The sequence below is a fragment of the Streptomyces sp. Alt3 genome (assembly GCF_030719215.1).
GTDB lineage: Bacteria > Actinomycetota > Actinomycetes > Streptomycetales > Streptomycetaceae > Streptomyces > Streptomyces glycanivorans.
The window spans coordinates 6601556-6621250 of sequence record NZ_CP120983.1; the positions used below are offsets into that span (position 1 = coordinate 6601556).

10 protein-coding genes and 2 pseudogenes are annotated in these 19695 nt (G+C 70.6%); 9 read left to right on the top strand and 3 right to left on the bottom strand.

Annotated elements, in window-relative coordinates:
• The first annotated feature begins 153 nt into the window (after window positions 1-153).
• Window positions 154-633 (top strand): hypothetical protein, encoded by a 480-nt coding sequence (locus tag P8A20_RS29190; protein WP_306104516.1) that lies wholly within the window; start codon window positions 154-156, stop codon window positions 631-633.
• A gap of 12 nt (window positions 634-645) precedes the next feature.
• On the opposite strand, the gene P8A20_RS29195 is transcribed toward P8A20_RS29190, so the two are convergent.
• A complete protein-coding gene (locus P8A20_RS29195; RefSeq protein ID WP_147962747.1) occupies window positions 646-1575 on the bottom strand; it encodes a DUF4231 domain-containing protein in 930 nt (309 codons plus the stop codon).
• Between the two features lie 211 nt (window positions 1576-1786).
• On the opposite strand from P8A20_RS29195, the gene fxsA reads away from it, so the two are divergent.
• The 4 genes from fxsA to fxsT all read left to right on the top strand — a co-directional run bounded on the left by fxsA (window position 1787) and on the right by fxsT (window position 9720).
• Entirely contained in the window at window positions 1787-1951 is a 165-nt protein-coding gene (gene fxsA / locus P8A20_RS29200) for an FxSxx-COOH cyclophane-containing RiPP peptide (protein WP_147962131.1), read from the top strand.
• 111 nt (window positions 1952-2062) lie between these two features.
• Complete coding sequence (fxsBH, locus tag P8A20_RS29205; protein ID WP_306104517.1) at window positions 2063-4339, top strand: radical SAM/SPASM protein FxsBH, inactivated beta-hydroxylase extension form; 2277 nt, start codon at window positions 2063-2065, stop codon at window positions 4337-4339.
• Window positions 4340-4492: 153 nt separating this feature from the next.
• Entirely contained in the window at window positions 4493-5791 is a 1299-nt protein-coding gene (gene fsxC, locus P8A20_RS29210) for an FxsC protein (protein ID WP_187282353.1), read from the top strand.
• The gene (fxsT, locus tag P8A20_RS29215; protein ID WP_147962134.1) at window positions 5788-9720 is read left to right on the top strand and encodes an FxSxx-COOH system tetratricopeptide repeat protein; all 3933 of its coding nucleotides are present in this window, start codon (window positions 5788-5790) and stop codon (window positions 9718-9720) included. Before fsxC ends, fxsT begins: the two co-directional genes overlap by 4 nt.
• 61 nt (window positions 9721-9781) lie before the next feature.
• Here fxsT and P8A20_RS29220 read toward each other — a convergent pair whose 3' ends face one another.
• Window positions 9782-10675: an alpha/beta fold hydrolase gene (locus P8A20_RS29220; RefSeq protein ID WP_306104518.1), complete on the bottom strand. Its 894-nt coding sequence runs from the start codon at window positions 10673-10675 to the stop codon at window positions 9782-9784.
• A 436-nt stretch (window positions 10676-11111) separates the two neighbouring features.
• On the opposite strand from P8A20_RS29220, the gene P8A20_RS29225 reads away from it, so the two are divergent.
• Both P8A20_RS29225 and P8A20_RS29230 read left to right on the top strand, forming a co-directional pair.
• The gene (locus P8A20_RS29225; RefSeq protein ID WP_147962136.1) at window positions 11112-12197 is read left to right on the top strand and encodes a S1 family peptidase; all 1086 of its coding nucleotides are present in this window, start codon (window positions 11112-11114) and stop codon (window positions 12195-12197) included.
• 550 nt (window positions 12198-12747) lie between these two features.
• Window positions 12748-13892, top strand: a pseudogene (locus tag P8A20_RS29230) (macrolide family glycosyltransferase).
• A 9-nt stretch (window positions 13893-13901) separates the two neighbouring features.
• Here P8A20_RS29230 and P8A20_RS29235 read toward each other — a convergent pair.
• On the bottom strand, window positions 13902-14966 hold the full coding sequence (locus P8A20_RS29235) for an ABC transporter permease (RefSeq protein ID WP_306104519.1): 1065 nt from the start codon (window positions 14964-14966) through the stop codon (window positions 13902-13904).
• 155 nt (window positions 14967-15121) lie between these two features.
• Between P8A20_RS29235 and P8A20_RS29240 the strand changes: the two are divergent.
• Window positions 15122-18582: pseudogene (locus P8A20_RS29240) on the top strand (DNA polymerase III subunit alpha).
• Window positions 18579-19577, top strand: coding sequence for a DNA polymerase Y family protein (locus tag P8A20_RS29245; protein WP_147962140.1), 999 nt, complete (start codon window positions 18579-18581; stop codon window positions 19575-19577). The pseudogene P8A20_RS29240 and the gene P8A20_RS29245 overlap by 4 nt, the downstream one beginning before the upstream one ends.
• Window positions 19578-19695 lie beyond the last annotated feature (118 nt).

A 19695-nucleotide genomic window follows, 5' to 3' on the forward strand; every position in this document is an offset into this window, starting at 1 on the left:
CCCACCGATCCTCGGCGGGGGCTCCCGTTCGACCCACGGCTTTTGAGAGGATGTCGGTACGGTCGGTCGCAGAGGTACCACGGGGGCGGACGCTGTGCCGGTCCGGAGGGTTGCCCTCCGGGACCCCCGCAGACACCAGGGGGTTCCAGGTCCGTGAAACGCATCGGAGTGACCGGTCACCGCTCCATCCCCCAGGAGGTGCACACGCATGTGCTGGAGGAGCTGAGGGCGGCGCTGTGCGGACACGAGGGCTCCCTGGAGGCGCTCTCCAGCCTGGCGGTGGGGGCCGACCAGCTCTTCGCCGACCTCGCCCTGGCCCACGGCGCGGAGCTGACCGTGGTCATCCCCAGCGGGGACTACGAGGCCGGCTTCGCCGACGAGGCGGACCTCACGCGCTACCGGGCGCTCAAGGCCCGCGCGGCCCGCGAGATCCGGATGGACTACCCGCACTCCACGGACGAGGCCTACTACGCGGCGGGGACCTACATCGCCGACCACTGCGACCGCCTGCTCGCGGTCTGGGACGGCCTGCCCGCCCGGGGCCTGGGGGGAACCGGCGACATCGTGACGTACGCCCGCAGGCTCGGCCGGCCGGTCACCGTCATCTGGCGCGACGGCGTGGAACGCGGCTGAGGCCACCCGCGCTCACATCCGGTGCCTGACCAGCCAGTCGGTGTGCTCGGGGGAGACGATCCGCTCGGTCTCGAAGACGGCGGCCGCCCACTGACGCTCGGTGAGGGTGGTCTCCATGGCTGCCTGCATGTTCTCCAGGTCCTCCTCGACCAGGGAGTGCGCGGTCACCAGAGGATGATGACGACGCGTCTCGTTCCACGCGAGACAGGCCGCCGCGGCGGCGGAGAACGTCCCCGTGAGCGCGAACGACCCGGCACCTCCGAAGGTCTGCAGCACGGCGAGGACCAGGGCCGGGAGCGTCAGCGCCGCGATGGTGCTGGACCACACGAGAGCCCCCCGACGAGAGACCAGCATGCGCCTGCGGTACCACCGCCGCTGCTCTATCAGCCGGTCCCGGACGTAGGTCTCCTTGCGTACGGTGAACGCCTTCTCGCGCAACTCCCGCATGGACGCCGTGATGAGACCGCCGCCGGAGTCGGCCATCTCCTCCCGGGGGTCGCGCCACCCGACCTTCCGTAACTCCTGGAGCCCCTCCTCGAGCCGGCTGGCGAACACCGCCTCGGGGTGCTGGACGGAGGAGTCGAAGGGGGAGCCGTGGACCGCGTAGCGCCAGCAGTTGGACTTGATGAACTCCGCTGCGGAACGGTTGAGTTGCCAATGCGACTTTGCTTTGCGCCGCGAGGCGAGGCAGGTCGCGATCAGGACACCTAGATAGGCCAACACCGCGATACCATGCAGGAGTTGGATGCCCGACCCGACCTCGGCGTGCCAGGGGAGGGCCGCGGGCAGGGTGCCGAGGACGAGCAGGACCAGCTGGCCGCGGGTGGTGTTGACCGCCTCGCGCTGGCGTGCGACGGCGACGGCGTCGGTGTGGTGGAAGAGTTCGGGCAGATCAGCGCTCCTGAAGACCATGCTCTGCAGTGGTCCTGGAATCGCCGTCATGATCACCCCTGTATTCGATGTGGTGGTGGCCCGGTCCTTGAAAGAATGGGTTCCCGCCCATTTGGAGTAGTCGTACAAATCGCTCGGGTTACGGCTGTACGAGTCGAGTTGCACACCGGGTCCATGAGAGTAAAGTCGTGCCGCCGGACACTGCAATGGTGCAGGTGCCGGTGCTGTTTCCGTGTCCGGAACGAGCCCATCAAGGACGGCCGTGAAGACCTACGAATCCACCCCTGACTTCGCTGTCGCGAAGCGTCGTGTGCCGCTTGCGAAGATCGAAGCATCCGGCAGTGCAGCAGCCAGGAAGATGGGCAGGGTGCTCGCGACGGCGGGCGGTCGCCCGACAGGGATCTCCACCTTCAACTCCTCGCTGTAGGGGAAGTGGGATCACCCACCCCGTAAAACAACTGAATATTCCACTCGTTCGGCCGATCGGCTACTGCAGCCGGGGGCCGTATTCGCGGTGCTGCTGGACTAGAGTGGGTGAATGACTGGCCCCGCGGTCCCGTTCCGCGAAATCGTTCTGAAGGTTCACAGCAGGTGTGACCTCGCCTGCGATCATTGCTATGTCTACGAACATGCGGATCAGAGCTGGAGAACCCGGCCCAAGACGGTTTCTGATCGCGTCATCGCCAGGACTGCCCAGCGCCTCGCTGAGCACGCAAAGACACACGCACTGCCCTCCGTGTCAGTGATCCTGCACGGAGGGGAGCCTCTGCTGGCGGGCCCCGCCCGCCTTCGCCGGGTCTGCGAGGAGTTCGGCTCCGCACTGTCGGGTGTGGCCGACCTCGACCTCCGGATCCACACCAACGGCCTTCAGCTCAGCCCCCGGTACCTGGACCTCTTCGACGAGTTCGGCGTCAAGGTGGGGATCTCCCTCGACGGCGACCGCGCGGCCAACGACCGCCACCGGCGTTTCGCCGACGGGCGCAGCAGCCATCCCCTCGTGCTCAAGGCTGTCGAGCTGCTCCGGGAGGACCGCTACCGCCACCTCAACCTCGGGCTCCTGTGCACCGTCGACATCGAGAACGATCCGCACGCGGTGCTGGACGCCCTGGTCGCGCTCGACCCCCCGCTCATCGACTTCCTCCTCCCGCACGCCACATGGGACGATCCGCCGCCCCGTCCCGACGGATCGCCCACGGCCTACGCGAAGTGGCTCCTCGCGGTGTTCGACCGCTGGCAGGAGGAAGGCAGCCCCGTGCCGGTGCGCCTGTTCTCCTCGGTGCTCTCGACGCTGAGCGGCGGCCCCAGCCTCACGGAGTCCCTCGGACTCGCCCCCACGGATCTGGTGGTCGTCGAGACGGACGGCCAGCTGGAGCAGGTCGACTCCCTCAAGAGCGCCTACGAGGGCGCGGCAGCCACCGGATTCGACGTCTTCGAGCACTCCTTCGACGATGTCGCCGCCCATCCCGGGGTCCGGGCGAGGCAGCTCGGCCTGGCCGGGGTCAGCGAGACGTGCCGCAGGTGCCCCGTCGTGCGCTCCTGCGGCGGAGGGCTCTACACGCATCGGTACAGCTCTGCGGGGGACTTCGACAATCCGTCCGTCTACTGCGCCGACCTCGAGGCGCTCGTCCGGGGTATCGACGCGCGCACCCGTGCGGCCATCGTGTCCCCGGCGTTGACCGAACGGCGTGAACTGGCCGCCGAGCAGCACGACCTGACCCGTACTCTCCTCGCCGGTCTCCACGATGCCCTGGACGGCCGTGGTGGTGCCCGGTGGGACGAGGCGTGGGGGCTCGCGGGCGTTCTGGAGTCCTCGGGAGAGGGCGCCGCCGGTCTCGATCACGTCCTGGCACACCCGTACACGCGTACCTGGCTGCTGGACGTTCTGGAGGGGCTGCACGCGGAGCGGCCCGAGGCGGTCGGCCAGGCCTTGCGTCTCCCGGCGTACGTGGCTGCCGCCGCGGTGCGCTCCGGCCTCGATCTGGAGGTGCCGGCGGACTACCGGGACGGCAGGCTCTTCCTCCCCACGATCGGCGAGCTCCGACTCGCGGGGCCCGGGGAGACCGGCCGGGCCCGGGTGCGTGCCGTCGGAGGGGAGTTCTCGGTCCGGCGGGAAGGCGGCGGTGAGTGGATCGTCCCGAGGGGGGCGGACAGTCCCGGCTGGCTCCCGGTGCGGTACATCGTCGCGGGGAGCGCGCCTGGGTTCGCCCTCGACGACCTGGACCCGTACCGGGACTGCTTCGAGGCGCCGGCCGCCCCGCGCCTGGGCGGGACGGACGCGGAAGCCTGGAGCCGGGCCGTCGGCAGGGCTTGGGAGCTGCTTGAGCGGGGTGCTCCGCAGCAGGCCGCGGAGGCCGCGGGGAGCCTGACCACGCTGACCCCGCTGCTCGCCGGTCGCAACGCGCAGCGTCCGCACGGCTACGGGACCGTCGGGCTCGTGATGACGGAGGACGGCGAGGAGCTCGCCGTCTCATTGCTGCGGGGTCTGCGACGGACGAGGCTGCGGGCCCTGCTCGACGTCACGGACCTTTACGCGTTGGACGGGGCCTGGGAGTATCGGCTGCCCTGGGAGCGGAATACAAAGGTCCCCTTTTCCGGTCTTCTGGCCGGCACACACGAACGTGTGGGACTTTCCTTTCTCGTCCCCCGATTCATGGACGGTGTGTCAGAGGCACTCGACATGATGGACTCGGCGGCCGAGCCGACCGTCGGAGGAATGCGGCTGCTGAAGTCCCTGCGCGACGAGGTGAGAGGTGTACATGGGACAAGTGGGATGAACGTCCTCATGAATGCCGTGGATCACGAACCTGTTCGATGAATCCTGGGTATGGATGACTGAAAAGCGGCGTTGATTGACCGAACGCCATGGGGGTGGAGCACAGTCCGCTCCGGAATGATGAATTCGCTCGCACCCTCTCCACAGTCCTGGGACGCGGGTGCTCACACAGGACGGGGGTCGTGTGCACGCATGATGCAACAGCGAGCGGACCATCGGCCGTACTTTTTTCTGAGCTACGCGCATACACCGGGGTACGGCGGTGGATCGGACCCAGACATGTGGGTCGAACGGCTATTCCAAGATCTTTGCGGTCATGTGATGGCCATGACCAATCTCCCCGCGGGATCGCCGGCCGGTTTCATGGACCGGGAAATACGCTCCGGTGAGGGCTGGTCCGAGCGGCTGGGTAACGTCCTGGCCAACTGCCGGGTCTTCGTACCGCTGTTCTCGCCACGCTATTTCGCCAGCGAGATGTGCGGCAAGGAGTGGTACGCCTTCGAACAGCGCGCCATCCATCACAGAGCCCGGTCGAACCAGCCGGCAGAGGCCATCGTGCCCGCACTCTGGGTGCCGGTACAGCCGAGCCAACTCCCCGGGCCGGCCGAGCGGTTACAGTTCAATCACCGAGACTTCGGAGACCGCTACGTCAGCGACGGACTCTACGGGCTGATCAAGCTCACGCTGTTCGCGCAGGATTACGAACAAGCGGTCTACCACCTGGCCAAACGCATCGTCCATGTCGCCGACACCGTGCAGATCGGCTCGGGCAGACCGCTCGACTTCCGTCTCGTGCCCAGCGCGTTCGGGGCCCCGGGGAGCGGGGCGGGAGCTCCGAGGCCCATGCGGATCACCATCGCCGCGCCGACCCGCCACGATCTGCCGGAAGGCCGCAACCCCGAGTACTACGGCGACAACCCGCAGGAGTGGAACCCCTACCACCCGGCGGCGGCCAGACCGCTGGCCTACGTCGCCGAGGAGCTGGTGCGCTCCCTCAACTACCAGGCCGTCGTCACGTCCTTCGACGAGGAGCCGGGGCAGCGCGAGGGCAAGCAGCCGCCCAGCACCCCCGAGATCCTGCTGGTCGACCGCTGGGCACTGCAGGACGAGGACCTGAGACGGCGGCTCGCCGCCTTCGACCGGGAGAACCGGCCCTGGGTGACCATGGTCGTCCCCTGGTGCAGGGACGACCACCAGAGCAGGGCGGCCGAGGCCGAACTGACCGAGAAACTCGAACAGACGATGCCGGTCAAGATGCGGCAGGGGCGGGCCTTCTGCCGTGTCGCGGCCAAGGGGGTACCCAGCATGGAGGCGTTCGGCCAGATTCTTCCCCAGGTGGTCGAGGTGGCCGCCCAGCAGTATCTGAGGCACGCCACGGTCTATCCGCCGGCCGGCGGCCGGCACAGCGAACGGACGCGACTGATGGGGCCCATGGGCAGCACACAGTTCATACCCGACATGCACGACCCTGCGATGGATGCGGAGGACGTATGACAGCCGGTCGTGACGGGCGCGTCGTCACTTTCTACTCGTACAAGGGCGGCACCGGGCGCACCATGGCCCTGGCCAACACCGCCTGGATCCTCGCGGCCAACGGCAAGCGGGTGCTGGCCGTCGACTGGGACCTGGAGGCCCCCGGGCTCCACCGGTTCTTCCACCCCTTCCTCGACCCCTCGACGCTCGGCGCCACCACCGGCGTGATCGACCTGATCACCGAATACGCCTGGGCGGCGACCAACCCCGCCCAGCGGGCGGACGACTGGCACCGCGACTACGCCCGCATCCAGCCGCACGCGGTCTCGCTCACCCCCGAGGCGCTCGGCTGGGAGTTCCCGCGGGGCGGAACCCTCGACTTCGTCTCGGCCGGACGGCAGAACCGCGAGTACTCCGCCACCGTCTCCACCTTCGACTGGGACAACTTCTACGACCGGCTCGGCGGAGGGCTCTTCTTCGACGCCCTGCGTGACGACATGAAGGCCAACTACGACTACGTCCTCATCGACAGCCGCACCGGCCTCAGCGACATCGCCGACATCTGCACCGTCCACCTCCCTGACGTGCTCGTCGACTGCTTCACCCTCAGCGACCAGTCCATCGACGGCGCGGCCTCGGTCGCCCGGCAGATCGCCGAGCGCTACACCGGACGGCCCATCTCCATCTTCCCCGTCCCGATGCGCATCGACGAGGGCGAGAAGGAGAAGGCGGACGCCGGCCGCGCGCTGGCCCGGCTGAAGTTCGACCGGCTGCCCCGCGACCTGTCCGGTGACGAACTGACCGCCTACTGGGGTGCGGTCGAGATTCCCTACCGCCCCTACTACGCGTACGAGGAGACCCTCGCCACCTTCGGTGACGAGGCGGGTCTCAGCAACTCCCTCCTGTCCGCCTTCGAGCGCCTCACCGCCGTCGTCACCCAGCAGGAGATCACCTCGATGCCTCAGGTGAGCGAGGAGGTCAGGCTGCGCATCCGCGACGCCTTCACCAGGCGAAGGCCCTCGCTCCCCGCCGATCTCTTCCTCAGTTACGTGGCCGAGAACCGCATGTGGGCCGACTGGGTCGAATCGGTCCTCGCCCGTGCGGGCTTCCGGGTGGTGCCCCGCGACGTCTCCGCCGATACCGGTCCCGTGGACGCCACGCAGGTGGCCGAGACCGCGACCCGTACGGTCGTCCTGCTCTCCAGCGCCTACCTCAAGTCCCAGCGGGCCGTGAACCTGTGGGAGAGGGCGGTCTCCGAGGATCCCGGTGGCGGCCGGCGCCAGCTGCTGCCGCTCAGGGTCAGCGACGTCCGGCTGTCCGCGCCGTACATCGACCGCAACCCGGTCGACCTGTTCCGGCTCGACGAGGTCCACGCCACCACAGCCTTGATGCGCGCCCTGGACCGGCCTGTGCAGCTCGGCGACGGGATGTCACCCGGTCCCCGTTTCCCCGGCACCGTGCCCCGGATCTGGAACGCCCCGCCCCGCAACCCGGGCTTCACCGGCCGCTCCCTGGTCCTGGAGCGGATGCGCGATCAGCTCGGCGGAGGCATGGCCGTCGTGCTGCCCCAGCCGCAGACGCTGTACGGCCTGGGCGGGGTCGGCAAGACACAGGTGGCCCTGGAGTACGTACACCGCTTCATGGCCGACTACGACCTGGTGTGGTGGATATCCTCCGAGCAGATCGACGACGTGGTGGCCAGCCTCGCCGAGCTCGCCGTACGGCTCGGGGCCCAGGGCGGCGACGACATGGCGGCCGCTTCCCAGGAGGCCGTGGACCTGCTGCGGCGGGGGGTGCCGTCGGAACGCTGGCTGCTGGTGTTCGACAACGCGGACGACCCCGAACGCCTCAGCCGTTACTTCCCGCAGGGCGGCTCGGGCCACATCCTGGTCACTTCCAGGAACCAGACCTGGTCCCAGCACGGTGACGCACTGCCCGTCGACGTCTTCCTGCGGGAGGAGTCGATCGAGCACCTCCAGCGCCGCGCGCCGGGGCTGAGCGACGAGGACGCGGCCCAGGTGGCCACGGCTGTCGGCGACCTGCCGCTCGCTGTCGAGCAGGCGGCGGCCTGGATCGCGGAGACCGCCACCCCCATCGACACCTACCTCGAGCAACTGGCCCGTCAGGCCCCGCAGGTCCTCGCGCTGAACCAGCCCGCCGGCTACCCGGAGCCCGTCGCGGCCACCTGGAACATCTCGATCGAGCGCCTCAAGGAGAGGTCGCCGGCCGCCGTGCGGCTGCTCCAGCTCTGCGCGTTCTTCGCGCCCGAGCCGATCTCCGCCAATCTCCTCTACAGCAAGGAGATGATCGAGGCACTGAAGCCGTACGACGCCTCGCTCCAGGAGAAGCTGGTGCTGGGCCGGGTCATCCGGGAGATCGGCCGCTTCGCCCTCGCCAAGGTCGACCAGGTCTCGAACTCCATCCAGGTGCACCGCCTGGTGCAGGCGGTGATCAGGGCCCAGCTCGACGAGGAGGAGCAGCGCGAGGCCCGCCACGTCGTCCACCGCATCCTGGCGGGTGCCAGGCCCGACGACGACGAGCCGATCGACAACCCGGAGACCTGGCCGCGTTTCGCCACGATCTGGCCGCACCTCGGACCGTCGGACGCGCGCAACTGCAGGGAACCGGAGACCCGCAGGCTGCTGATAGACCGGGTGCGCTACCTGTGGAAGCGGGGAGACGTCCGGACAGCGGGCCGGCTCGGGGACGAGCTCCGCGACACCTGGCGGGACATGCTGGGAAACCAGGACCTGCAGTACCTCTACCTCTGCTTCCACCTCTCCAACATCCTGCGGACCCGCGGCCGGTTCGTGGAGGCCAAGGAGCTCGACGAGGTGACTCTCGGCCGGCAGCGGGAGGTGCTGGGGCCGGAGCATCCACACACGTACATGACCACCAGCAGCCTGGCCATCGACCTGGGGCTGCTCGGTGACTACGCCAGGGCGATCGAGCTGGCGACCGCTGCGCACGAGGGATTCAGCCAGATCTTCCACGACCGGCACCCCCGTACGCTGGCCGCGGCCAACAACCTGGCGCTGAACCTGCGCAGCGTCGGGCAGTACGCGCGCGCCCGGGAGATCGACCAGGACGTCTACGACCTGAGGTCCGAGGTCCTGGGCCCCGAGCACCCCTACAGCCTCTCCTCCGCCATGTCGCTCGCCCGTGACCTGCGCGAGGTGGGGCGGTACGAGGACTCGGTGGGGCTCCTCAGCCGGACGTACGACTCCTACAAGGCCACGCTCGGCCGGACCTACCCCACCACGCTCAGCGCCGCCAAGAGCCTGGCGGTCTCCCTGCGCAGGGCGGGGCAGCTGGAGGACGCGCGCAGACTGACGGTGGCCACCCGGGCCAGGTACCGGGCCAAGTACACCGTCGCCAACCCCGACTCGCTCGCCTGCGACCTCAACATGGCGGCCGACCTGTTCGCCGCGGGGGAGACCGCCGAGGCCAGGGACGCCGCGCAGGAGGTGGTGGACCAGTACATGAAGGTGCCGGGGGAGCAGCACCCCTACACCCTCGCCGCGCAGAACAACCTCGGCGTCTACCTCTCGGGGACCGGGGCGCCCGTGGAGGCGGAGAAGCTGCTGACGCGGGTGGTCGCCTCCATGCGCGAGGTGTTCGGACGGGAGCACCCGAACACGCTGTTCTCGGTGATGAACCTGGCCAACGCCACAGCCGACCGGGGGGAGTTCGGGATCGTACTGGAGACGGAGCGCACGGTGGCGGGTCAACTGAGGGAGGTGCTCGGAGCGCACCATCCGGAGACCCTCGCCATGACCTCGAACCTCGCGGTCACGCTCGACGCGATGGGACGCCAGGACGAGGCGCTGAGGCTGCGGGCGGAGACCGGTGACGAGCTGGCGCGTCAGCTCGGCGACGATCATCCGCTGACCCGGATAGCGCGGGACGAGCGGAGGTTCCGGCGGGAACTGGAGCCGATGTCGCTGTGAGACGGAGGTGCCCCGGCCCCCTGGTCTCTCGGAGCCGGGGACCGGGGCACCTCCATCGGCGTCAGCAGGCGGCGGCTTTCCCCGGTTCCCCGTCATCCAGCAACCAGTTGAGGATGTCGGGAAGCACGGACAGCGCGTCGAAGTGCGCTGCCGCCGGTTCCAGCACGGCGGTGGCGCCCGGGATCTGTTCGGCCAGCCAGCGGGAGTGGCCCACGGGGGAGAACACGTCCTTGACGCCGTGCCACAGCATCACCGGGCACGTGATGTCCGCGGGGTCGAACCCCCACGGCCTGCAGAAGGCGAGAGCGTCGTCGATCCATCCGTACGCCGACGTGCGCAGCCCCTCACGGAAGTTGGCGAGCAGCATGGTGCGGATACCGGCGTCGTTGACCACGGTCCGGTCGGAGTCCGTCAGCTCCCGGCGAAGGTCGTCAAGGAGCCGGACCGGGTTCTGCCGGATCTCCGCCGAGCGACTGATGAAGGACTCCGCCAGCCCGTCCGGATCCGCCACGGCCCGGGAGTAGGCGAGTACGTTCGACGCGGCCATCCCGTCGAACCAGTCGAGTCCTTCGGCGTCCCTGGGGGCCAGACTGACCAGAGCCGCGCTCCTGGTGACCCGGTCCGGCATCAGTGCGGCGCAGGCAAGTGCGTGCGGGGCGCCGCCCGAGCGGCCGACCACCGCGAAGCGCTCCAGGCCGAGCGAGTCGGCGATCGCCCGTACGTCCTCGATGACGTCCCTCACCCTGCGTCCCGGCAGCCGGTCGGATCCGCCGTACCCCGGTCGGTCGTAGCTGATCAGCTGCATCCTCCGCTGGTAGAGGACCATCCCGCGCGGAGCGGGACCCAGCCGGCTGCCGGGCATGCCGTGCAGGAGGAACACCGGTCTGCCTCGGGGGTCCCCCTGACGCTCGACCAGCAGATGCCGTCCGTCCGCCACGCGCACCCGACTTCGCACGCCGCTCCTCCGCTCGGTCATCCCACCCGTACCGGGCATCAACTGCCCTTTGTGTGCTGCCAGTTCGATGATGACCTATCGGAAGCGATACCGGCACTCCCTGTCGGAACGCGCCGGTGGTGTTCGGGACGTTCGGAGGCACTCGGTGGCGTTCGGCTTCAGGAACGCTCTCCGCGACATCCGGACTCCATGCGCGATTACAGGACAGGACTAGTCCTCACCCGCTGCCGCCCACCCGTTGCACCGGGTGTTCGCAATCGGAACCGACGTGGCGGGACGCCCGGGTTGTGAACGCCTCGCGGGTGAAGCGTCGTCGTCGTGTGCGCGTCCGGAAGTCGACCTTGTGTGCTATCGGCCGCATCGGAATAGTGGGCGCCCCATCCTCCGTGTTCCGGACACCCCACTTGTCCGTGCACGGCCCCACAGGAGGTCGAAGTTGAAGCACCGACGCATATCCAGGAAGCGCGTGACGATGGCCGGATCGGCCGTCCTCGCCCTGGTCGCAGCAGGAGTGACGTTCCAGACTGCGAACGCCAGTGACGACGTACCCCAGTTCACCGCGAAGACCCTCACCGCCCACTCGGCCGGAACTCTCGCCGCCACCCTGGACAAGTCCCTGAGTGACGACACGGCGGGCGCGTACTACGACGCCGAGGCCAAGAACCTCGTCGTGAACGTCGTCGACGAGGCGGCGGCCGAGCAGGTCCGTCAGGCGGGCGGCAAGGCCAGACTGGTTCAGCACACGCTCGCCGAGCTGACGACCGCCCGGCAGACGCTCACCGACAAGGCGACCATCCCCGGCACTTCCTGGGCCGTCGACCCGGTCAGCAACAAGGTGGTCGTCACGGCCGACCGCACGGTCGACGGAGCGGCCTGGGACAAGCTCAGCAAGGTGGTCGAAGGACTCGGTTCCAAGGCGGAGCTCAACAAGACCGCCGGGGAGTTCAAGCCGCTGATCGCGGGCGGCGACGCGATCTGGGGCAACGGCGGCCGCTGCTCGCTGGGCTTCAACGTGGTCAAGGGCGGCGAGCCGTACTTCCTCACCGCCGGCCACTGCACCGAGTCGATCACCAGCTGGTCCGACTCGCAGAGCGGCTCGGAGATCGGTGCCAACGAGGGATCCAGCTTCCCGGACAACGACTACGGCCTGGTCAAGTACACCTCGGACGTGGAGCACCCCAGCGAGGTGGACCTGTACGACGGCTCCACCCAGGCGATCACCAAGGCGGGCGACGCGACCGTCGGCCAGACGGTGACCCGCAGCGGATCCACCACCCAGGTCCACGACGGTGAGGTCACCGCCCTGGACGCCACGGTCAACTACGGCAACGGCGACATCGTCAACGGCCTCATCCAGACCACGGTCTGCGCCGAGCCGGGCGACAGCGGCGGCTCGCTCTTCTCGGGCGACACCGCGATCGGCCTGACCTCGGGCGGCAGCGGCGACTGCTCCGCCGGCGGCGAGACGTTCTTCCAGCCGGTGCCCGAGGCACTGGCGGCGTTCGGCGCCGAGATCGGCTGACCCACGGTTCCGGCTCCTGACGAGCCGGCGAGCCCGCTCCTCCACGTGAGGGGCGGGCTTTCCGTGTTCACAGGCCGACGGCAGCAGTACCGCACGAGGCAGTGGTCAGGAAGCCTCGACGGGTGCGTGGCGGAGCCATCCGCCCTCTGTGCGTCACACCGGATATCCGTTCTCCCTGGGGACGAACTCGTGCACGGTGAGGGAACACGCTCGGACGTCCAGGGCGGGGCAGCCGAGGGTTGCCGTCAGGTACGGAGAGTGGCCCGCCCACACGCGTGGCCCTCCGGTCCGGGAAGCGGTCGCGCCGAGCCGCCCCGTAATTCCCTGGCGCGTCCACCGGCCCGCCCGTAGGCTGCCGCCCATGAATCTCTGTCAGATCTACGGCTGACACCGGACGGGGCAGCGCCCCCGTTCCCGTGCCGCGCACCCGTGCGCGCTCCCCGGCAGGTTGTCGCTGTCCCGGGTGGCGGCGCGCCGGTCCGGTGTGTCCTTCTCGCCGTAGACCTGAAACGAGTGATTCCGCTTGTCCAGTCGCCGTACCCACATCGCGATGATCGGCGTTCCGATCGTCAGCCACGTCCTGCCCGGCCTCGAGATCCTGCGTGAGCTGGTGGCCCGCGGCCATCGGGTGACGTATGCCAACGACCCCGCCGTGGCGGACCTGATCACGGCCACCGGCGCCGAGTTCGTCCCGTACGCGTCCAGCCTGCCGTTCGCCGACAACAACTGGCCCGCCGACCCGATCGCCGCCATGGACGTCTTCCTCGACGACGCCGTCCAGGCGCTGCCGCATCTGCGTGCCGTCTACGACACGGACAGGGCGGATCTCTACCTGTACGACATCGGGGCCTACGCCGGGCGTGCCCTCGCGGAGTCGCAGGGTAGGCCGCTTCTCCAGCTCTCCCCGACGTTCGTGGGCTGGGACGGATACGCCGAGGAGATGGCGGCGGCGCTGTGGGAGCTGCCCGGCGCCGACGCGTACCGGGCGAAGTTCGCGCGGTGGCTCGCCGTGTCCGGGGCGGCCACCACGGACGTCGACGCCTTCTCCGGGCGGCCCGCGAGGGCCCTGGCGACGATCCCGCGGGCCATGCAGCCGCACGCGGACCGGGTCGACGCCGGCGCGGTGTCGTTCGTCGGCCCCTGCTTCGGCTCGCGTACGGACCGGGAGACCTGGACCAGGCCGGCCGGGGCGGAGAACGTGCTGCTGATCTCCCTGGGCTCGGCGTACACCAGGCAGCCTGACTTCTACCGCCGGTGTCTGGAGGCGTACGGCGACCTGACGGGGTGGCACGTCGTGCTCCAGGGAAGTACGTCGACCCGGACGAGCTGGGCCGCATCCCGGACAACGTCGAGGTGCACTCCTGGGTGCCCCAGTCGGCGATCCTGGAGCAGGCCGACGCGTTCGTCACCCACGCCGGGATGGGAGGCAGCGGTGAAGGGCTGTACAACGGCGTCCCCATGATCGCGGTTCCGCAGGGAGCCGAGCAGTTCATGAACGCGGACCGGCTGGTGGAGCTGGGCGTGGCCCGGCGCATCGACACGGCGGACGCCACCGCCGTGGCGCTGCGCACCGCCCTCACCGAACTCGTCACCGACCCGGAGGTGGGCCGGCGCTCGGCACGGCTCCGTGCCGATGCCCGGGCCGAGGGCGGCACCGCCCGGGCCGCTGATCTCGTCGAGGAGATGCTGGGCTGACCCTCGGCCTCAGGCGAGGCTCGAGCCGTTCCCGGGGGAGGCCGTCGCTCCTCCGGGAACGGCCTCCTGCCGTGTCCCGTCCGTTTCCCGGCGGCGCATCGACAGCAGCAGGGTGAGCACCGTGCCGGCTACCGCCCAGGCGGAGAGCACCAGCAGCGGGCCGGTGACCGCGTTGCCCTTGAAGTACGCGATCGAGCGGGCCACCCAGGTGCCGGCGCCGGGTGGCAGGGCGGGGCCGATCGCTCGCCAGAAGTCCGGCAGCATCGGCAGCGGGAAGGCGCCGCCCGCGCTCGGGTTGCCCGCGATCACGATGATGAGGACGGCCAGGCCGATGCCGACGATGCCGGTGAGCGCCTCCAGGGCGAGCGTGATCATGCCGACCGCGAAGACGACCAGGGCGCCCAGGCCTGCCAGCGCCCACACGCTGCCCGGGAGCGCGCCGAGCACAGGGCCGATGATGACCGCGCCGCCGATGCCGCCCGCGATCGAGTACAGCGCCATCACCGCGGTACGGATCACCGCGCGCTGCCGGTTGGCGGGCTTGGTGCCCGCGCTGATCGCCAGGATCGAGGCGCAGAGGTAGCCGCCGACGCACCAGCCCACGACCAGGTAGAACGAGGAGAGGCCGTCGAAGTCGTCCGGGGAGGCCGGGGCCACGTCCACGGTCCGTACCGTGCGCTGCTGAGGCCCCTCCGCCTCCTTGATGATCTTTGCCAGTGAGGTGGCCAGCACGGTTCCGCCGCCGGAGGCGACGAGCACGGTGTCGGTCGACCCGCGGGGGCTGACGATCAGGGCCCCGTCGATGTCCCGGTTCTGGATCTGCCGGCGGGCCTCGGCCTCGTCGGACACCGTGCGTGGATCGAGCGGGCCGCCCGGCAGACCGTCCAGCTGGGTGACGAGCTGCCCGGACACCTGCTGCGGGGCGACGACCCCGAAGGGGACGTCCGTCGGGTCGGGCCGGTGCAGCGCACCGACGTAGGAGGCGATGAACAGCAGCTGCAGCGCCAGTACGCCGACGACCAGCAGGGCGGCCCGTGCGGTGACGGCGTTCTTCACCTCGTCAGCGAAAGTCATGCCCCCACGGTGGTGGGAGGGCGGTGTCCGCGCAGGCGGGACGGGCCGAATGGCGGAGGAGTGGCCGCGCCCCCGGTTATCGTACGAACGTTCGAAACTTGGTCTATGGTGGAGAGCGAGGGGGTGGTGAGTACGGATCGGTCCAGGAGGTGCGGATGCCAGGGTTCACGCATCTGCATACCGTTTCCGGGTTCTCCCTGCGGTACGGGGCGTCGCACCCGGAGCGGCTGGCCGAGCGCGCCGCCGAGCGGGGGATGGACGCCCTCGCGCTGACCGACCGCGACAGCCTCGCGGGCGCGGTCCGCTTCGCCAGGGCCTGCGAGAAGGCAGGGGTGCGGCCGCTCTTCGGGGCGGAGCTCGCGGTGGCGCCCCGGGCGGCGGAAGGGGAACGCGCGAACCGGCGGCGCACACCTGCGCGCGGAGGCGCCTTTGTCGATGAATCGGCACCCCGGGTCACCTTTCTCGCCCGGGACGGCGCCCGTGGCTGGGCCGAGCTGTGCCGGCTGGTCACCGCCGCCCACGCACCCGACGCCGGCGGCCCGGACACCGGGCAGCCCCTGGTCGGCCGGGAGGCGCTGCCCGCCGAAGGACTCACCGTGCTGCTCGGTCCCGCCTCCGAGGTGGGCGCCGCGCTGGCCGCCGGCCTGCCCGACCGCGCCGCCGCGCTGCTCGCCCCCTGGCGTGAGGTCTACGGCGACGCCCTGCGTCTCGAAGCCGTCCACCACGGCCGCGAGGGCGCCGGCCCCGGATCGCTGCGGCTCGCCGCCCGTACCGTCGGCTTCGCCGCCGAGCAGGGGGTGCGCGCCGTGCTGACCAACGCCGTCCGGTACGCCGACCCCGGACAGGGGCCCGTCGCCGACGTGCTCGACTCGGCCCGACGGCTCGTCCCCGTCGACCCGCGCCGAACCCCGCTCGACAGCGGGGAGCGCTGGCTCAAGGACGCCCACGCGATGAGGGAGGCCGCCGAGCGGATCACCTCCGCCGCCGGACTCGGGCAGGGCGCGGGTGAGCGGCTGCTCGCCGGGACCCGGCACACCGCCGACGCCTGTCGCGTCGACCCGGCACAGGACCTGGGCCTCGGCAGCGTCCACTTCCCCGAGCCGCGCCTCGTCGGCGCGGAGCGGCGTACCGCCCAGCGGGTGCTGGCCTCCCGCGCCGCCGCGGGCATGGTGCGGCACGGTTACGACCGCAGGCGCGACTACTGGGAGCGGATGCACCACGAGCTGGACATCATCGCCCACCACGGCTTCGCCACCTACTTCCTGACGGTCTCCCAGGTCGTCGACGACGTGAAGAGGATGGGCGTCCGGGTCGCCGCGCGAGGCTCCGGGGCCGGCTCCTCGTCAACCACCTGCTCGGGATCGCCCACGCCGACCCGGTCGAACACGGGCTGCTCATGGAGCGCTTCCTGTCCAAGCGGCGCTTCGTGCTGCCCGACATCGACATCGACGTCGAGTCGGCCCGCCGTCTGGACGTCTACCGCGCGATCATCGGGCGCTTCGGCGCCGAGCGGGTCGCGACCGTCTCCATGCCCGAGACCTACCGGGTGCGCCACGCCATCCGCGACGTCGGCGCCGCGCTCTCCATGGACCCGGCCGAGACCGACCGGCTCGCCAAGGCATTCCCTCACATCCGGGCCAGGGACGCCCGCGCCGCCATGGAGGAACTGCCCGAACTGCGGGCCGTGGCCGGGAGGAAGGAGAAGTACGGCCGGCTCTGGGACCTGGTGGAGTCGCTGGACGCACTGCCGCGCGGCATCGCCATGCACCCGTGCGGGGTGCTCCTCTCGGACGACTCGCTGCTGCGGCGGACCCCGGTCGTGCCCACCAGCGGCGAGGGTTTCCCGATGTCCCAGTTCGACAAGGACGACGTGGAGCACCTCGGGCTGCTCAAGCTCGATGTGCTCGGCGTACGGATGCAGTCGGCGATGGCGCACGCGGTGACCGAACTGGAGCGGGCCTCGGGACAGGAGGTCGACCTGGACGCCGTACCGCAGGGCGACCCGGAGACGTACCGGCTGATCAGGGACGCCGAGACGCTCGGCTGCTTCCAGATCGAGTCGCCGGGCCAGCGCGACCTGGTCGGCCGCCTCCAGCCCGCCACCTTCCACGACCTGGTGGTCGACATCTCGCTGTTCCGGCCGGGGCCGGTCGCCGCCGACATGGTGCGGCCGTTCATCGAGGCCCGGCACGGTCGCGCGCCCGTGCGCTACCCGCACCCCGACCTGGAAGGGGCGCTGCGCGACACCTATGGGGTGGTCGTCTTCCACGAGCAGATCATCGAGATGGTGAACATCATGACCGGCTGTGGACGCGGAGAGGCGGACCGGGTGCGGCGCGGGCTCTCCGACGCCGAGTCGCAGGCCCGGATCAAGGTCTGGTTCGCCCGTCGGGCGGCGGAGCGGAAGTACGACGCCCAAGTGATCGCCCGCGCCTGGGAGATCATCGAGGCGTTCGGGAGTTACGGCTTCTGCAAGGCGCACGCGGTCGCCTTCGCCGTGCCGACGTACCAGTCGGCCTGGCTCAAGGCGCACCACCCGGCGGCCTTCTACGCGGGGCTGCTCACGCACGACCCCGGGATGTACCCGAAGCGGCTGCTGCTCGCGGACGCCCGGCGGCGCGGGGTGCCGGTGCTGCCGCTGGATGTGAACCGGTCGGCGGCCGCCCATCGGATCGAACTGGTGTCTGGTGGCAATGGTGAGAAATGGGGATTGAGGCTGGCGCTCTCGGACGTCCACGGCATCAGTGAGGCCGAGGTCGCCCGGATCGAGGCCGGGCAGCCCTACAGCTCGCTGCTGGACTTCTGGCAGCGGGCCAGGCCGGGGAAGCCGGCCGCGGAACGGCTGGCCCAGGTGGGCGCGCTGGACTCCTTCGGCGCCAACCGCCGGGACCTGCTGCTGCACCTGTCCGAACTCCACCGCGCCCAGCGGAGTTCCGGCTCCGGCGCGGCGGGTGCCCAGCTCCCGCTCGGCGGCGGACACCGGACCGGGAGCGTCGGGCTGCCCGACCTCAACGACGCCGAACGTCTCAGCGCCGAACTCGGCGTCCTCAGCATGGACGTGTCGCGCCATCTGATGGGCGATCACCACGGCTTCCTGGAGGAGCTGGGGGCTCTCTCCGCCAAGCAGCTGCGCGAGGCCAGGCACGGGGAGACCGTGCTGGTCGCCGGCGCCAAGGTGGCCACCCAGACCCCGCCGGTCCGCTCCGGGCGCCGGGTCATCTTCACCACCCTGGACGACGGGACGGGCCTGGTCGACCTCGCCTTCTTCGACGACAGCCACGCCGCCTGCGCGCACACCGTCTTCCACTCCTGGCTCCTGCTGGTACGCGGGGTGGTCCAGCGGCGTGGCCCGCGCAGCATGAGCGTGGTCGGCGCGGCCGCCTGGAACCTGGCGGAGCTGGCCGAACTCCGGAGCACCGGCGGCCTCGACGCGGTCGCGGCACGGCTGGCGGAGGTGCCCGCAGCGCAGGAGGAAGAGGGGGAGGAGGAGCCCGGCCGCCGTATCCAGCTGCCGACCGGCTACGAGATGAACCCCTGGTCCGATCTCCAGCCGGCCGGTGAGGGGACGCCGACGGGGAGGAAGCTGTGGCACCGGAGTCAGGGGAGCGCGGGATGAACGACCGGCCTGCCGTCCTGTGCCTGCGGTTCCGCCGGATCGGCGGCGGACTGCCGGACAGCGCGGCCTACGAGGGGCTGCTCGCCCTTCTCGGGGCGTTCACCCCGGTCGTCGAGGCGGCCCCGCCCGCTGCCGCACTGGCCGATGTCGGCGGTGCGCTGCGCTACTTCGGACAGGACGCGGCGGGTCTGGCCTCCGTGATCCGGGTGCGCGCCCTGGCCCTGCACGGTGTGGACTGTGCGATCGGCGCGGCCTCCAATCCCATGCTGGCCAGGATGGCCGCACGGCAGGCGACAGCCGGAACGACCTTCGTGGTGGCCCCCGGTGAGCACGCCGGCTTCCTCGCGTCCAAGCCCGCCGCCGCACTGGACGGCGTCGGGGCGGCGACCGCGCGCACCCTGTGCGGATACGGGCTCGACTCCATCGGCCGGATAGCCGCCGCACCGCTCGCCACCCTGCAGCGCATCACCGGCGTACGGACCGGGCGCGAACTGTGGGAGCGGGCCAACGGCATCGACCGCACACGGGTCGTCCCGAACGCGGCCGCCCGGTCGATCGCCGCCGAACGCTCCTTCCCCCGCGACGAGCTGGACCCCGAGCAGCACCGCCGCGCTCTCCTCTCGCTCACCGAGGAACTGGGGGCCAGGCTGCGCGGCGACGGTCAGGTGTGCCGATCGCTCACGGTGTCCGTGCGCTACGCCGACCGGACCGGCTACGCGACGCTGACCCGCAGCCGTACGCTCACGGAGCCCACCGCACACTCGGCGGCGCTGACCGCGCTCGCGTACCGGATCCAGGAGTCGTTCGCCCTGCAGCGGGCGAGGGTGCGGGGGATCGGGCTGAGGGCCGAGGGGCTCCACGACGCCGAACGGGCCTCACACCAGCTCACCTTCGACCCGGTGGACGAACGGGCGCGGCGGATCGAGGCGGTGTCCGACCGTCTGCGGGCCAGGTTCGGCCCGCAGGCCGTGAAGCCGGGGCGGCTCGCGGCCTGACCCCGGCGTGGCTCGCGGTCCGGCTCCCGGGGCGGCTCGTAGGCTGGGCCCCCGCGGTGCGGCCCCGGGCACCGGAATCTTTTTACCGACGCGTAACTTCCCGCGCGACCTTACTCAT

Bases quoted from the DNA above. Each gene is read 5' to 3' on its own strand.
- P8A20_RS29195 (WP_147962747.1), bottom strand. From the start codon at position 1,575: ATGACGGCGATTCCAGGACCACTGCAGAGCATGGTCTTCAGGAGCGCT.
- fxsBH (WP_306104517.1), top strand. From the start codon at position 2,063: ATGACTGGCCCCGCGGTCCCGTTCCGCGAAATCGTTCTGAAGGTTCAC.
- fsxC (WP_187282353.1), top strand. From the start codon at position 4,493: ATGCAACAGCGAGCGGACCATCGGCCGTACTTTTTTCTGAGCTACGCG.
- fxsT (WP_147962134.1), top strand. From the start codon at position 5,788: ATGACAGCCGGTCGTGACGGGCGCGTCGTCACTTTCTACTCGTACAAG.
- P8A20_RS29235 (WP_306104519.1), bottom strand. From the start codon at position 14,966: ATGACTTTCGCTGACGAGGTGAAGAACGCCGTCACCGCACGGGCCGCC.
- P8A20_RS29245 (WP_147962140.1), top strand. From the start codon at position 18,579: ATGAACGACCGGCCTGCCGTCCTGTGCCTGCGGTTCCGCCGGATCGGC.